This window comes from Acinetobacter sp. WC-141 (assembly GCF_000313935.1).
In the GTDB taxonomy this organism is placed as follows: domain Bacteria; phylum Pseudomonadota; class Gammaproteobacteria; order Pseudomonadales; family Moraxellaceae; genus Acinetobacter.
In genome coordinates this window covers 32,875-48,469 of record NZ_AMSS01000011.1, presented here as the reverse complement: position 1 = coordinate 48,469, position 15,595 = coordinate 32,875, and the positions used below count along the sequence as shown (strand labels likewise).

19 protein-coding genes are annotated in these 15,595 nt (G+C 38.2%); all 19 read right to left on the bottom strand.

The annotated features are described in order from the left end of the window. Positions 1–63: 63 nt before the first annotated feature. The 19 genes from rpsA to ACINWC141_RS01085 all read right to left on the bottom strand — a co-directional run bounded on the left by rpsA (position 64) and on the right by ACINWC141_RS01085 (position 15,584). Entirely contained in the window at positions 64–1,737 is a 1,674-nt protein-coding gene (gene rpsA, locus ACINWC141_RS01175; RefSeq protein ID WP_009387126.1) for a 30S ribosomal protein S1, read from the bottom strand. Positions 1,738–1,848: 111 nt separating this feature from the next. Beyond that, positions 1,849–2,529, bottom strand: a complete 681-nt coding sequence (cmk, locus tag ACINWC141_RS01170; protein ID WP_009387179.1) for a (d)CMP kinase — start codon at positions 2,527–2,529, stop codon at positions 1,849–1,851. 10 nt (positions 2,530–2,539) lie between these two features. Then, positions 2,540–2,980, bottom strand: a complete 441-nt coding sequence (locus tag ACINWC141_RS01165; protein WP_009387131.1) for an SRPBCC family protein — start codon at positions 2,978–2,980, stop codon at positions 2,540–2,542. Positions 2,981–3,050: 70 nt separating this feature from the next. Further along, entirely contained in the window at positions 3,051–3,554 is a 504-nt protein-coding gene (gene tadA, locus ACINWC141_RS01160) for a tRNA adenosine(34) deaminase TadA (RefSeq protein WP_009387138.1), read from the bottom strand. A gap of 5 nt (positions 3,555–3,559) precedes the next feature. Further along, complete coding sequence (locus ACINWC141_RS01155) at positions 3,560–4,684, bottom strand: enoyl-CoA hydratase/isomerase family protein (protein WP_081399972.1); 1,125 nt, start codon at positions 4,682–4,684, stop codon at positions 3,560–3,562. Continuing rightward, entirely contained in the window at positions 4,681–5,394 is a 714-nt protein-coding gene (ung, locus tag ACINWC141_RS01150) for a uracil-DNA glycosylase (protein WP_009387114.1), read from the bottom strand. Before ung ends, ACINWC141_RS01155 begins: the two co-directional genes overlap by 4 nt. Positions 5,395–5,443: 49 nt before the next feature. Further along, positions 5,444–6,040, bottom strand: coding sequence for a 6-pyruvoyl trahydropterin synthase family protein (locus tag ACINWC141_RS01145; RefSeq protein WP_009387142.1), 597 nt, complete (start codon positions 6,038–6,040; stop codon positions 5,444–5,446). Between the two features lie 229 nt (positions 6,041–6,269). Further along, entirely contained in the window at positions 6,270–7,229 is a 960-nt protein-coding gene (gspK, locus tag ACINWC141_RS01140) for a type II secretion system minor pseudopilin GspK (protein ID WP_009387069.1), read from the bottom strand. Beyond that, positions 7,229–7,930 (bottom strand): type II secretion system minor pseudopilin GspJ, encoded by a 702-nt coding sequence (gene gspJ, locus ACINWC141_RS01135; RefSeq protein WP_009387137.1) that lies wholly within the window; start codon positions 7,928–7,930, stop codon positions 7,229–7,231. The genes gspK and gspJ overlap by 1 nt, the downstream gene beginning before the upstream one ends. Further along, positions 7,930–8,310, bottom strand: coding sequence for a type II secretion system minor pseudopilin GspI (gene gspI / locus ACINWC141_RS01130; protein ID WP_009387073.1), 381 nt, complete (start codon positions 8,308–8,310; stop codon positions 7,930–7,932). The genes gspJ and gspI overlap by 1 nt, the downstream gene beginning before the upstream one ends. Then, positions 8,300–8,854, bottom strand: a complete 555-nt coding sequence (locus tag ACINWC141_RS01125) for a type II secretion system protein (protein ID WP_009387182.1) — start codon at positions 8,852–8,854, stop codon at positions 8,300–8,302. The genes gspI and ACINWC141_RS01125 overlap by 11 nt, the downstream gene beginning before the upstream one ends. 10 nt (positions 8,855–8,864) lie before the next feature. Next, positions 8,865–9,473 (bottom strand): TetR/AcrR family transcriptional regulator, encoded by a 609-nt coding sequence (locus tag ACINWC141_RS01120; protein ID WP_004642629.1) that lies wholly within the window; start codon positions 9,471–9,473, stop codon positions 8,865–8,867. Between the two features lie 36 nt (positions 9,474–9,509). Beyond that, a complete protein-coding gene (locus tag ACINWC141_RS01115; RefSeq protein WP_009387117.1) occupies positions 9,510–10,283 on the bottom strand; it encodes a TatD family hydrolase in 774 nt (257 codons plus the stop codon). Between the two features lie 17 nt (positions 10,284–10,300). Further along, entirely contained in the window at positions 10,301–10,642 is a 342-nt protein-coding gene (locus ACINWC141_RS01110; RefSeq protein ID WP_009387057.1) for a PilZ domain-containing protein, read from the bottom strand. Between the two features lie 11 nt (positions 10,643–10,653). Further along, positions 10,654–11,634, bottom strand: coding sequence for a DNA polymerase III delta subunit-related protein (locus ACINWC141_RS01105; RefSeq protein ID WP_009387065.1), 981 nt, complete (start codon positions 11,632–11,634; stop codon positions 10,654–10,656). Between the two features lie 13 nt (positions 11,635–11,647). Then, on the bottom strand, positions 11,648–12,409 hold the full coding sequence (gene kdsB, locus ACINWC141_RS01100) for a 3-deoxy-manno-octulosonate cytidylyltransferase (protein ID WP_009387109.1): 762 nt from the start codon (positions 12,407–12,409) through the stop codon (positions 11,648–11,650). Between the two features lie 9 nt (positions 12,410–12,418). Then, a complete protein-coding gene (gene lpxK, locus ACINWC141_RS01095; RefSeq protein WP_009387176.1) occupies positions 12,419–13,429 on the bottom strand; it encodes a tetraacyldisaccharide 4'-kinase in 1,011 nt (336 codons plus the stop codon). Between the two features lie 2 nt (positions 13,430–13,431). After that, positions 13,432–15,159, bottom strand: a complete 1,728-nt coding sequence (msbA, locus tag ACINWC141_RS01090) for a lipid A export permease/ATP-binding protein MsbA (RefSeq protein ID WP_009387151.1) — start codon at positions 15,157–15,159, stop codon at positions 13,432–13,434. Further along, positions 15,156–15,584, bottom strand: a complete 429-nt coding sequence (locus ACINWC141_RS01085; protein ID WP_009387120.1) for an ExbD/TolR family protein — start codon at positions 15,582–15,584, stop codon at positions 15,156–15,158. The genes msbA and ACINWC141_RS01085 overlap by 4 nt, the downstream gene beginning before the upstream one ends. Between the last annotated feature and the right edge of the window lie 11 nt (positions 15,585–15,595).

Sequence of the window (15,595 nt, the reverse complement as noted above, 5' to 3'; positions counted from 1 at the left end):
CGTTTACAGTAATTTGTATAAAAAGTACAATTCCGTTACATGAAACCGTACTTTGTTAACTTATTACTTCATTTGTGCTTTGATCAAGTCACCAATAGTCTTAGGACCATTTTCTTGACTTGTTGTTGCTGTACGCAAGCTAGCAACTGCTTCTTTCTCTTCAGCTTCGTCTTTTGCTTTAACAGACAAGTTGATAGAGCGAGATTTACGGTCAACGTTGATGATTTTCGCTTCAACTTCTTGACCAACTTCTAAGAATTTAGTTGCATCTTCAACGCGGTCACGGTTGATTTCAGAAGCTTTAAGAGTAGCTTCTACTTCGTCAGCTAACTTAACAGTTGCGCCACGAGCATCAACTGCAGTTACAGTACCTTTAACTAAAGCACCGCGTTCGTTAGCAGCTAAGAAATCATTGAACGGATCGCTGTTCAATTGCTTGATACCAAGGCTGATACGGTTACCTTCAGCGTCTACAGACAAGATAACAGCTTCAACAGTGTCACCTTTCTTGTAACGACGGATAGCTTCTTCGCCTTGTTCGTTCCAAGAAATATCAGACAAGTGTACTAAACCGTCGATACCGCCATTCAAGCCGATGAAGATACCAAAGTCAGTGATAGACTTGATAGTACCAGATACTTTTTCGCCTTTCTCATGAGCTTTAGCAAACTCTTCCCATGGGTTAGCACGAGTTTGTTTGATACCAAGGCTGATACGACGACGTTCTTCATCAACTTCAAGAACCATAACATCAACTTCATCACCAATCTGAACAACTTTAGATGGGTGGATGTTTTTGTTAGTGTGATCCATTTCAGAAACGTGAACTAAACCTTCAACACCTTCAGCGATTTCAGCGAAACAACCGTAGTCAGTTAAGTTAGTTACACGAGCTTTAACGATAGAACCTTTAGGGTAACGGCTCATGATCGCTAACCATGGATCTTCGCCTAATTGTTTAAGGCCTAAAGATACGCGGTTACGCTCACGGTCAAATTTAAGTACTTTAACAGTAACTTCTTGACCAACTTCAACAACTTCTGAAGGGTGCTTGATACGTTTCCAAGCCATATCTGTGATATGGAGAAGACCATCAATACCGCCAAGATCAACGAATGCGCCGTAATCAGTAAGGTTCTTGATTGTACCTGTAACTGTTTGACCTTCTTCAAGTTGAGCAAGTAATGCTTCACGGTCAGCAGAAGATTCAGCTTCCATAACAGCACGACGAGATACAACAACGTTATTACGTTTAGCATCAAGTTTGATTACTTTAAACTCTAACTCTTTACCTTCAAGGTGAGTAGTGTCACGGATAGGACGAGTGTCAACTAATGAACCTGGTAAGAATGCACGAACAGGACCGATGTCAACAGTGAAACCGCCTTTAACTTTACCAGAGATAACACCAGTAACGATTTCGCCATCTTCAAAGATTTTTTCAAGTTTAGTCCAAGTTTCAGCACGCTTAGCTTTTTCACGTGATAAAACTGTTTGACCCATACCGTTGTCAAGAGCTTCAACAACTACGTCAACAGTATCACCAACCTGAACTTCAAGTTCACGTTGTTCATTTAAAAATTCAGCACGGTCAACAATGCCTTCAGACTTTAGGCCAGTGTCAACAGTTACCCAGTCGCTATCGATGTTTACAACAACACCTTGGATGACTGCACCCTTTTCAACGTTGAGGTTTAATTCACTTTCTTCAAAGAGGGCTGCAAAAGATTCGGTCATGATATACCTGATAAATTCCGCGGTCTTGGATCAGACAAGGCCGGTTTAGTTAAGTATCAACATAGTCTTTATAGACTGATCAAGCTATGCGTCAACTGATAATTCTATTTGCTAAATGGTACGGCTATTGACATACTCAACCATCAACTTAAATACCTGATCGATCGTTAATTCCGAACTATCAATAATGTAAGCATCATCGGCTGGCTTGAGCGGAGCAACTTCTCGCTCCATATCTCTTTTGTCCCGCGCCTGTATATTAGCTAAAATGTCGTTTATTTTAGCATCTAGGCCCATACCCTGCAACTGTTTTACTCTTCGCTCCGCACGCGATTCAGCGGAAGCTGTCAGATAAATCTTCGCATTGGCTTCTGGAAAAATAGCAGTTGCCATGTCACGACCATCTGCAACCAAACCAGGATCTTGTGCAAAGGCTCTTTGTCGCTCAAATAATGCCTGTCTAAGTTCTGGAATTGCCGCAACTTTCGATGCATATTCACCAACCCGCTCTGTACGAATTGTTTGAGATACATCTTCGCCATCTAGAAAAACTAAGATCCCTGCTGTGGAGGTTTCAAATTTAATATCTAGGTGACGTGCATATTGAATACATTCATCAAGCTGACTGTCTAATTTCTCTAATAAATCGTGTTTATGTAATGACAACCCCAATAAACGATATAAGGCACCCGAATCGAGTAAATGATATTGATAATGTGCTGCAAGTTTTGCTGCCAATGTTCCTTTACCCGAACCACTCGGACCATCAATAGTAATAATTTGAACTGTCATTGAACTCTCACTAAGAAGCAATTGCTTTAGCTAATCTCGAAAAGCCTAGTGTAATGGCTAGTTTTAGCTGTGCAAGGATTAATTTACTTACCACTGGAGCTTTTGCCGTTAACTCGATGCGGTATGTAACTAAAGTTATATATGGGGTAATTTCAGAAAACTCGATTCGACCTAAATGATGTTTAATCAAAGGATTGTCTATTAGTTTATATTCAATGCTTTTATTTTCTTCAAGCAATGTAATTTCTTCTTTAAGTGGCTTGATTGGACCAAATCCCATACGACGAATAGAGCCTAATCCATCAGGTCTTTTAGAATCTGCTGAGTCTTTCACACGTATAACTTGTAAAGGTGCAAAAGCAGTATTATAAGTTGCATGTTTAGAAAGCAAGTTAAATACATCACCAATAGGAGCATTAAATTCTTTTTTTACGGTAATTACATTACGCATTGAATAGTCCTTATTACATAGAATCATGGCATTAAAACCGCGTTAGTTTGCCATAAGAGCATGTTATTTTTTAATCATTTAAGGACGTTTTTTGTTGTTTTTCTTGTTTCTTTTGCTCGCGTCTTTGTTTAAAAAAATGACTGAGTTGTTGAGCACATTTTTCTTGCAAACAACCTTGTTGAAAGGTAAATCTGTGATTGTAATAACCATGTTGTAGTAATTGACGAGCACTTACCAATGAACCTGCTTTAGGCTCTGTAGTACCAAAAACCACATGTTTGATTCTCGCATGTACTAATGCGCCTACACACATAGTGCATGGCTCAAGAGTGACATATAAAGTCGCATCTTCGGGTAATCGATAATTTTCTAATGATAAGCATGCTGCGCGAATAGCTTGAATTTCTGCATGTGCAGTTGGATCTAACAAACTAATTGGAGCATTATAGCCTGATCCAATCACTTGATTTTGGCTCACCACAACCGCTCCAACAGGGATCTCACCCTGCTGAGCGGCTAATTCAGCTTGCTCGTAAGCAAGCTGCATCCAATATTCATCACTATATTCAGTCATGTATTTTAGATGATTACGCCGTGTTGTCTAAGTAACGCATTCCAGCTATCTATTGAAGTAACTGGCGGACAATCAGCCAATATACCTCTTAGACTTAAGTCTTCACACGGTTTCCATTCTGGTGACAAATCTTTATCAACCAAGCGTGCACGAACCCCTTCTACAAAGTCGGGGTGACGAATTTTCCATTCAGAAATTTGAGCTTCTAGATCAAAAACTTCATCCCAAGAATGTATTTGTTTACCCCATTGCCACAGCAACCAAGTGATTGCAGCAGTACTAGGAGATCCTTTTTGCAAGTTCTCACTTGCTTGGCGAAGCCAATCACTGCTTGCATCACGCAAGCTCACAATAGCTTGATAATCTTGTTCAAAGTTAAAACCACGACAAACGCTATGAATCACATCTAGTGAATTTTGTAATGGACCGGCCGCAACAGGACGATGCAAACTATTTAAAGTATCATCAATTGCACGGAAGTCCCCCGCAGGATAATGAGCCCAATTAATATTTAAAACTTTTTGCAAAACATTATCACGCTGTGCTTCACAAATATGTGTTGCCCAACCGATGCTATATGCACCAGCGGCTGTCATGATTGAACCAGTTAAACCAGTAAACAACCCTATTGGGCCACGATCTGCTAAGAAACGGCTCGCCCCCACATCTGGATATAAACCAATATTAATCTCAGGCATTGCCAAACGAGAATATGGGGTTACTAGACGAAATGGTGCTGCCATAAACAAGCCCAAACCACCACCCATAACATAGCCCTCTCCCCAAACAACCACGGGTTTAGCATAATTATGTAGGAGTAAGTCTAAAGCGTATTCTTGCTGAAAAAACTTATTCGCAGTATCTACTTCTTGATTTATAACAAGTTGACGCAACTTTCTAACGTCACCGCCTGCACAAAAAGCTTTTGGTGTAGTTGAATCCAACCAAATTGCTTTAACGCTCTCATCATCACGAAAATCTTCAAATACACGTAATAATGCCGTTACGATCGACTCATCTAAAGCATGTAATGATTTAGGACGATTCAGACGTACTATACGCCAGCCGTTCTTTGCTTCTTCAACCACCAAGTCCGGGTGATAGTTATTTACATTGGGAGAGTTCATCATGCGTCCAATTGCCAGTCTATGGGCTCAATGCCATGTTGTTTCAAATATTGATTTGTTTTTGAAAACACTTTGCATCCAAAGAAACCACCTCTGTTTGCAGCAAGAGGCGAAGGATGCGCGGCGGTTAAAACCAAGTGTTTGTCTCTATTTATACGTTGTCCTTTGCGCTGTGCATAAGCACCCCACAAAATAAATACTATATGTTCTCTTTGCTCATTCAGAACATCAATGACTTCATCAGTAAATGCTTCCCAACCTTGCTTTTGATGTGAAGTCGGCTGCCCAGCTTCAACGGTAAGTACACTGTTGAGTAAAAGCACACCTTGTTTAGCCCATTTCGTCAAATCGCCATGGCGAGGAGCAGGAATTCCCAAATCTGTATGTAATTCATGGAAAATATTACGTAAAGATGGAGGTAATGGGATACCTTTTTGAACAGAGAAACTTAATCCATTCGCTTGATTCGGCCCATGATATGGATCTTGTCCCAGAATAACGACCTTCACATTAGCCAATGGCGTTATATTTAGAGCACTAAAGATTTGCTTACTCGGTGGATAAATTATTTTTTGTGCTTGTTTCTCTTGAAATAAGAAATCGCGCAAATTATCCATTTGAGGACTTAATAAAAACGGCGCTAAAGATATTTTCCAGCTTTCTTCTAATTGAACTTTACTGAGTTTATCTTGCTGTTGCTCAGTTAATTGCATTAATGTCATCCTAGATCAATTTTCAATTCTACAAATAGAGTAATTCGATTTACACTTCGACTTGCAAATCAACTTGAGGGTTATTAAATTTCATCCCTTTTTTCAAGTCTTCATACATTTGCGGATTTGACCACTCTATCTGAATTTGTTCTGAAAAAACAATTCCATCAAGGCTTAAAATACCCATTTGTTCGTTTTGAATATCTTCAATAAAGCTTTGAGCATATCCAGTATCGGTCTCATGAACAATAACTGAATAAACCTCAACATCACCTTCCCCATTTTGAGTGATGGTTGATTGCAAAACTTGCTGTGCTAGATAAAAGAAAATACGAGAGAACTGTTCAGCCGATGGTGAAACAGGTAAAGAAATCCAGCGAGCACTGAAAGTCTGACAAGCATCAATATATTGAGAATCATCTTTTTCCCAAAAACAGATTGCATGATCAAAGCTATCAAAAAGTTCTTTTATTACTCCTTTTAAAAGCCCAAAATCATAAACCATTTGCCCATGATCTAATTTCGAAGCTTTAAGCAATAATTCGACTTTATAGCTATGTCCATGAATTGATCGCTTACAACGATCCGATGTACAGTTACGTACAACATGTGCATTTTCAAACTTAAATAACTTACGAATTAACATGTGCCAAATCGATCATTCCTTCTAGGAACATTATTATAAAGCAAAAGACAAAAACTTCGCACCACTTTTCAATTAGAAACAATTAGCGAAAAGTATGATAAGACTTGTGAAGAAATATTGCAGATAAACATATGGAAAATTTATATTTGTTCTATTATGCCCATTAGAAAAACTCATAACAACAACTTTCCAACATCACAACAAAAACAAATAAATTTTAATTTTTCAACTAGTTAAATGGCGACATATTTCTAGAATAGACATAAACTTGCTTATCATTACGCATTAACGCGCTTGTAAATTGTCTTTTTCTATTATTTAGCATGACCTCAATTTGTGCTTGAAAAAAACTCGACTTTACATCCAACAAGCTATTCACATCAGTTCTCTTTTGAGTATCGACTGTTGAAAAAGCATTCAATTGCCACAATTCATCAACATTTTGAAAGAATTTTAAATTTTGTTGGCGCAATTGAATTTCTTTTTCTATCGCATCTAAATCTAATTTTTGATCAATACTCGCTAAGACTAATGGCGAAGCCGTATTAATATTCACTTTTGTATTTTCAGGTAAGGCAGAAATATAAGGAGCGATTAAATCATATTTTTTGCCTTCAAAACCTCTTACTAATTTTAACTCTTCAATACGATGAAATTTAGCATTTGAAGCTAAATAGCTAGGATCAAGTCCTTCATAATAACTGCTTTCTGCTCCCATAGGCCCAGATGGTTCTTCATCTGGATCTTGCCAGTCGATAACAGCTTGACTTAGCTCTGCTGGCAAGCCTACGCGTACAAGTAACCGCTCAAACCAGCTTTTAGCAGCTTCATTTACCTTGCCTTCATTAGTCGTTAAATTGTTTATATTAAATTTCCCTGACTCATCTATTAAACGCCCTGATACTGTTCCATCTTCTATTGGAAAGGGAGGCATTGGCTGTGCCCATGTTTCTTTTAAATGATCAACGCCACCGGCATTGTTTGCATCTTGAATTAATAATTCAGAAAAAAAAGCCTCTGCACTTTTGGCATAGAGTAATGACTGATTTTGACGCATCAAATAACCAGTGTTTTCCATTGTATTGGTTTGATGCTTTGCAATAGAGGCAGCTAAAATTGTAGCCAGAGCAACCATAATTAGAATGGTGAGCAAAGCAACGCCTTGCTGGCTTTTTTTATAATGCAACATTATTGCCCTCCTTGCTTTAAGAGCGATAAGTCTCCTTGATTTAAGCTATAAATCCACTCATAACTTACACCCGCAACCGTGAGTTGTATTTTTATTCCTTTCGGTAACTTTCTAAACTCTTCAGGCTTTGTAGGATCAATATTAATTTCTGGCCACTTTGTCACTTCTTGTGGCGTGAGCACCATAATTTGAAATTGTTCAACTTGGCTTAACAGCGTACTTGATAATGGCTGCTCTCTGTTTGAAGTATTTAAATTGCTATATTTAAGACGATAAAGCTTTTTTTGATCAGGATCATATCGATATTCAATACGCTCAAATGGTGATAAGCCTTGCTTTAAGGGATCAGTAACACCAGCCTTACTAAAGTGAAGAACTTGATTATCGAGCTCTAAGGCTGGACGTAATTGCCCGCCTTGATTAGCCGATAAAGGTATAATTTGCAACGTATCACGTAAAATTTGTTGATAAGCATCTTGTAATTCAAATAGTTGCACTTCGTGTTGTGCATTACGATCACGGACTTTTAATAAATAATCAAAAATCTTCCAACCCAACAAAGATAGAACAGCAAAAATTGCAATTGCGACTAAAAGCTCAACTAAAGTAAATCCTGAGGCATGAGTTAATCGAGCACTGCTCGATCGTGCCGCAAGATGAGAAACAGTATTTCTAGGGCAAGAATATTTATTTTTTATCATTATTTTGCTTTCATTGGATAATTAAAAAATACCAAGTGGGTAATTCCATTTTGTACTTTCCCCTTGTCAGAATCATATAAGCTAATTTGCAAGTCTACTTTCTGAACATTCGGGCTAACTGTGGATTGCGCAGATTTATCAATCTGCCAAGTTTCACCTTGAGAAGTAACCTGCTTACTTTGAGTACCTTGCAGCCATTCTTGATTTATCTCCATTAAGGCGACTTCATTCATTGCCACAAACTGAGCTTTTGTTCTAAGAATTGCGTTTGAGGTAGATTGGGTATATTGCATGGCCACTTTAGTTAACGCGACAGCAGCTACTGCAAAAATTGCTAAAGCTACCATTACTTCTAATAGAGTAAAGCCTTTAGATTTCATTTATTTTACCCAAATGATCAATTTGTATTTCTGAGCCAATTGGTTTTTGTTCAAAGTAAAACTGTATTTTAACTGTTTTAGCTTCACCATTTCCAAACCAGATTAACTGAGGTGCCTGTCCTCCTATTAAATCTGTATTAGTAGCTTTTGAATAGTTCTGACCATCTAGAGGCTGTATTGTAAAATAGACATGTTTAGGCAATTGGCGCGTAGTAAATTCTGAGTATTTCTGCCAACGGTTTTTTAAATCTTGGACCTGTAATTTACTCTGATCGTGGTATTCATACAGTTCATAGGAAAATGGAGAAATGTCTGTCTCACTAAGCGTAGATAAAGCTAAAACCCGAGACTGATCAAGCGACTCTTTACCGATTTTATGCGCATCAAGCAGAAATAACTCTCTTGCTTGCATTGCTTTCTTTTGGTCAACCCCACCTATATTGAGGACAACGAGAGAAGTCATAATCGTCATAATAACAATCACCACCATCACTTCAATGAGGGTAAAACCTTTTTGTGATTTAGACGGTGATGGGGATTTCATATTGACCTATTTAAGCATATTGTTCGACAGCTTGTTTAGGTAAGGCTAATGCCTGATCAATATAAGCCACTCTTAAAGTGTCTCTTGAACCTAAATACCGTTGATAAAAACTTGAATTGAGAATAGCTGCCGCACCATGAGTTAACGACCAAATAGAGGCCAGATAATCTCGTGTAGGCATATTGCTTTGAATAGATTCTAAATAGTGATCCGTCATGCGAATGATAATTCGCAATCGCTGTTTACGCACCTGATAAAGCTCATTAAAAAGATGATGTACACCTTGAGCTGTAATCGAAAGTTTTTCTTCAATTTGATGAAATAAAACTGTCCGCTCAGGATGATGTAAATGATGCAACATAAAAAAAGCCAAATGTTCCGGAAAGGCTTTTTCAGTATCTTGAACCATTTCGAGTAACATACGCTCATTACGAATAATCAATAGCATGTACAACTCATCTTTACTTTGAAAGTGTTTGTACAAAGTTCCTTTTGCTAAATCAAGCTCAGCAGCCAAGACATCAAGTGTCATTCCAGCTTCGCCATTTTCTAGCAATAATTGCTCCGCAACCTGAAATATTAATACTTCTCTTGCTCGGAACTGAGCCTGACGATCCATCTTCACGCAATTACTCTCTTATATAGTTTCTATAACTTAAATCGCTTTTAGCAAGTTCTCAAAATTTTGTGAGGTGATCATTGCAATTTCCTCAACCGATTTATCATATACATCGCTGAGCGCTTTGGCTACATAAGGCACATATTTTGGTTCATTTGTTTTGCCACGATATGGTACAGGTGCTAAATAAGGACTATCTGTTTCAATTAAAAGACGATCTAGGGGAACTTGTTTAGCTACATCACGCAAGTCCTGTGCGTTTTTAAATGACACAATACCTGAAAAAGAAATGTAATAACCACAATCAAGCACAGCCTTGGCCGTTTCCCAATCTTCAGTAAAACAATGCAAAATCCCATGCGTGGAGTTTTCAGCACGAATAATATCTACCGTATCATGCTTTGCTGAACGCGTATGAACGACAACTGGTTTTTTTACAACTTTCGAAGCTTGGATATGTCTTGCAAAACATGCTTTTTGCTCTTCAACAAAATCGGTACTGTGATAATAGTCCAGTCCAGTTTCACCTAGCGCCCATACTTTTTCCGACTGTGCCAATCCAATCAAATGCTCGGTCGTGGCACGTGCCATTGTATCTACATCCTCACAAGGATGGACACCTATCGTATAACCAACGTCTTCATGTCTCTTTGCAATTTCTGCTAGTGCAATGTGGTCATCAAGATCAACGGATATTGCCATAAATTTAGACACACCTTCTGCTCGCGCTGCTGCGAGCGCAAGGTCTAGATCACCGTTATAAGGCGTTAAATCTAACATCGTTAAATGGCAATGCGTATCAACAAACACTTTTTCATCCTATTTGATTACATAGTATAACTTGGACGGTCTAGAGACATACTACCAGCCAAAACTCTTTCCGCCTCAGCTTTATAGTAAACTCCCTTATCTCCACTTAACTGAATAGCAAAACCCTGAGGTTTAAATCCGCTTTGCTTATGTGATATCCAAATCACCTTACCAGTAAGAGGAATTTTTTGAGATTGCTCTGGTAACGTTGCTAGAATAAAAATCTCTTGTCCCATTTTTACTTTTTGTTTTGATGGTACAAATAGACCTCCACCTTGCACATATCCCATATAGCTTGCTTGCAAAGTAGCTCTATCAGGAATATTTACCTGAATAATCCCCCCCATTTGCGGCTGCATATTTTTCCCCCTTAAATATTCATTAACGTTATAAACAATTGATCTATAATAAGTTGACTCTGTACATTTTGCTCAACTAGCTTTTTTGCTTGTTGTAATTCACTATAAATATTAAATAAGCTTTCCAAATCGTAATGTGAACTTAATTGTTCAAAATTTAAATCTGTATTTTTCTGTGGTTGATTTAGCTTGACACAAATCAAATCTCCCAACAAGTACTCAAAAAGTACGATAAAATCATTAAAACTTAATTCTTTTTGCCATTTTCCAGAGAAGAATAAAGGCATATTTTTTTGAGCAACAACTTTCAGCCAATCATTTAAGAAAGTCTGTCGTTTAGTAAACCAATCACTTTTTGCAATTTCTATTGCTTGTAAAGGCATGTCATTAGATAGCCCAAGTAATAAATCAGGTTGTACTTCTGCAATTTCAGATAAATGCTCATTCAAATATGAAGTAGCCTGTTCATATGAAATGCGATCTAGAGCGAAATGCTGCAATCGGCTACGAATCGTGGCGGGTAATTTAAGGTAGTGATCAGCCAATAAAATTAAAACAACACGCTCACCTGGTTCTTCTAGGGTTTTTAATAGCGCATTTGAAGATGCCAAGTTAAGAGCTTCAGCAGGTTCAATAAGAATAACGCGCCAGCCCTCTCCTGTTTGTTGCACAAAAGGTAGTAGATCTCGAATCTTTTCGATTTTTATTTTTGCATTTTGCTTTTTATTTTCTTCATCTGTTGTGATATGAACATAATTTGGATGAGTATCCGATTTTAACCATTGGCAACTGCTACACTCACCACAAGCACCATGAGGCTGCTTATTGAGACAAAGCACCCACGCCAAAAAATGCTTAGCAAAAGCATGTTTCCCACAGCCTTCCTTGCCATAGAATAATAGGCCATGTCCAATATTGGGAAACCTTGTTGTTAAGGTATCCCACGTTGTTTTCTGCCAAGGATAAACCTTTGAAGTTACATTCGGATTCATTAAAAATTAACGCTTATTCAAAAGATTCGACAGGCATATTATTTAAGCGATCAAGATCAGCTTGAGTGTCCACACCAGGAGGTAAATTTGCTTGAGCAACAGCAATCGCAATACGATGTCCATTTTCTAAAACACGTAATTGTTCAAGACTTTCTAATTTTTCAAGCTTACCCATATCCCAGGTCACATATTCTTGCAATAAGCTCACTCGATACGCATATAAACCTAAATGACGAAATGCTTGTGTATGTAAAGTCGGTTCATCATGCTTAGCCCCATCCCGATCATAAGGAATAGTTGCCCGGCTAAAATATAAAGCTTCATTTTGTTTAGACATGACTACTTTTACAATGCTATCGCGCTGAAATTCATCTAAGGTATGAATAGACTCGCACAATGTCGACATTGAACAATTTGGTTTATCAACCAAAAGTTTTGCAACTTGTTGAACAAGCTGAGCTGGCAATAAAGGTTCATCCCCTTGAACATTTACAATAATATCATTTGCATCCCAGCCTTTAATACGAGCAACTTCGCTTAATCGATCTGTTCCTGATGGATGATCAGGACTTGTGAGAACAACATCTACACCATCTGCACGGCAAATCTCAGCAATACGTTCATCATCTGTAGCCACACATAGATCATCAAAGCCTTCGACTTTTTTTGCTTGATCCACCACACGTAAAATCATAGGACGGTCATGAATAAGCAACAATGGTTTACCTGGCAAACGCGAACTTGAGAAGCGTGCTGGAATGACGATGTGTTTCATTTTTTATTCCTAGGATAATTGGATATCAAGTTTCTGCAATTGCTTTTTTAAAACCTGATAACACTCTACAGACAAGATAGCTTTAACAGGAACAACCCAAATAGGCTGTTTAAATTCAGGATGTTTTTTAAGCAGTGGCAATAATTTAACTGCATCTTTTTCAGTTGTAATAAGTGGCAGTTCATCATCAAAAATTAAATCATTGATTGAGTAATCATGATGATCACGAAACGCATGTTCTTGAAATTGTTTCAAACCTAAATCTTTAAGTGTCTGGTAAAAACGCTGTGGAAAGCCAATACCCACTACAGCATGATAATTACTTTGAGGATTAAAACCGTGTTCGCCCCTTGACGAAGGATTGAGTAAATATGGCTGTCCAGTCTCAAGATGCATATTTAATTCTGTAGTTGGTTTATATGCATGTTCAATTACTGTTCCAGTTTCTAAACGCTCAACTGGCTCTCTCAAATATCCTTCAGGTAATAGTTTTTGATTTCCTAAACCACGATTTTGATCGAGTACAATCCACTCGATTTGTCGTCCCAAAGCCCAATGCTGTAAGCCATCATCACTAATAATTAAATCCACTTGTGTTGCGGCAACCAAGAGCTCTATTGCCGCCTGTCTATTAGGACCCACCGCCATAGATACGCCAGTTGACTGTACAATCAAAGCAGGTTCATCTCCTGCTTCTACCGCCTGACTAGCCGATGTTACTAACATAGGAAAAGGACCTGTACCACCATATCCCCGACTAATTACCCCAACTTTGACATTATGCTGTTGTAGATAATTCACCAGTTGTATTAATAATGGAGTTTTTCCACTTCCACCCACAGTAATATTTCCAATTACCATGACAGGCACAGGCGCTTTATAGACTTTCTTTAAACCTGCCGTATAAAAATTACGATTTAATAGAAACCCAGCACGATACAAACAAGATAATGGACGCAAAGCAATCAACCAACGCGATTGCTTATTCCATGCATTTTGGATCAGCTGGGCCAATGACATGCTTAGTTATCCTCAAAATTACGCTGATGTAATTGATAATAAGCACCATGTTTTTCAAGAAGCTCTTTATGAGTACCTTGCTCAACGATTTGCCCTTGATCCATCACTACAATACGATCAGCATTTTCAATTGTTGATAAACGGTGTGCAATAACGATTGTTGTACGGTCTTGCATCGCTTCATCAAATGCTTGCTGAATAAAATGTTCAGATTCATTATCGAGAGCACTTGTAGCTTCATCTAAAATTAGAATTGGAGCATCCTTTAAAATTGCTCGAGCAATTGCGATTCGCTGACGCTGACCACCTGAAAGGTTTAGACCTTGTGCACCTAAAACAGTGTCATAACCATTTGGTAAATTCATAATGAAGTCATGCGCATATGCTGCTTTTGCCGCTGCATAGATTTTTTCATCTGATGCACCTTCCAACTGACCATATGCGATATTTTCGCGAACAGTACGGTTAAACAATATAACTTGCTGATTTACCATTGCAATTTGTGTGCGCAGACAAGAAATTTCAATATCATTAATTGGCAAATCATCTAAATAAATTTGTCCACTCGATACTTCTTGGAAACGTACCAACATGTTGACTAATGAACTTTTACCCGCTCCTGAACGACCAACCAAAGCCACAGTTTGACCTGGACGAATATCTAAAGAAAAATCTTTAATAGCTGCTACGCCATCAGCATAATTTAATGTCACCTGATCAAAACGGATCGCCCCATTTAATTTAGGTTTCAATTGACCATCGTTTTGCTCTTCAGGTAAATCTAGTAGTTCAAAAACAGAATGAGCTGCTGCTAAACCGCGTTGTAACTTTTCATTAACATCAGTTAAGCTTTTAACTGGTTTTGCCAACAGACCAGCTGCTGTAAGGTAAGCCACAAATTCACCAGCACTTGTAGTGCCTAAAATCTGAGGGCGTAAAGCCAACCATACAATAAGAGCCATAGCACAAGCCATTACCACTTGAACAACTGGACTATTCAGGTTTTGTACAATCACCATTTTTAAACCGCGTTTTAAGTTCTCTTCCGATGATTTATAGAAACGTTTTTGCTCAGATTCTTCACCAGCAAAACTTTTTACTACAGCATTACCATTAATACTTTCTTGAACAACATGGTTCACATCACCCATCGTGTCTTGAACCTGTAACGAAAGCTTTCGCATACGTTTCGAAGCTTTACGTACTAAGACGCCAATCACGGGTAAAAACACAAAAACGCATAAGGTAAGACGCCAATTGGTATAAAACAGATAACCTAGTAGCCCAAGAGTAATCATCCCATCTCTAACAATGGTTCTTAATGATTCAGAAGAAGCAGCTGTCAGCTGTTCAACGTTATACATAATTTTGGCAGTAATATGACCAGATGAATTATCTAAGTAATATTGTGCTGGGAGCTTTAAAAGTTTCGCATAGACTTCCTGACGAATACTAAAAACCAAACTACGTGAAATCACCGCAGTATAGTAGCCGCCCATAAATAGGCCCAAGCCACGGAAGAATACTAATAAAATAATTAATAACGGGAACCAATCCAAATCTGCTCTACTGCTGTTTTGGATTGCATCAATAATAAATTTAATCAATTTAGCAACGGAAACTTCTGTTGCTGAGTTAATACCGAACCCGATAAGTACTAATAAGGCCACGCCCCAATAAGGTTTTAAATAGGCAAGGAGACGCGTATAAACCTTAAAATCTTGATTCACTCAGAAAAACCTCTAGAAGGAACTTTGGTACTAATATTGATGTTAACAAAACCGAGTCGTCCTGCTACATCCATAACGCGAATTACATCCTGTTGAGACGCTTTGGCATCCGCAGCAATGATGAACATAAAATCACGGTGCTCTTGAGCAACCTGCTTGATTGCAGTACTCAGATCAGCAACATCTTTAGACGAAAGTGCTTGACCATTCACAGCATAATGACCAGCAGAGTCTACCACGACTTCAATTTTATGATCGTACTGTTTTGGTGGAACACCTTGTGCATCTGGTAAAGTTAAATTGATGCGACTTGGCTGATTAAAAGTGGTCGACAGCAATAAAAAAACTAGAATGAACAACAAACAATCAATCATAGGCGTTAAATTGATATGAATGTCTTCAACCTGAGAACGTTTAAATTTCATCTGACTTCCAC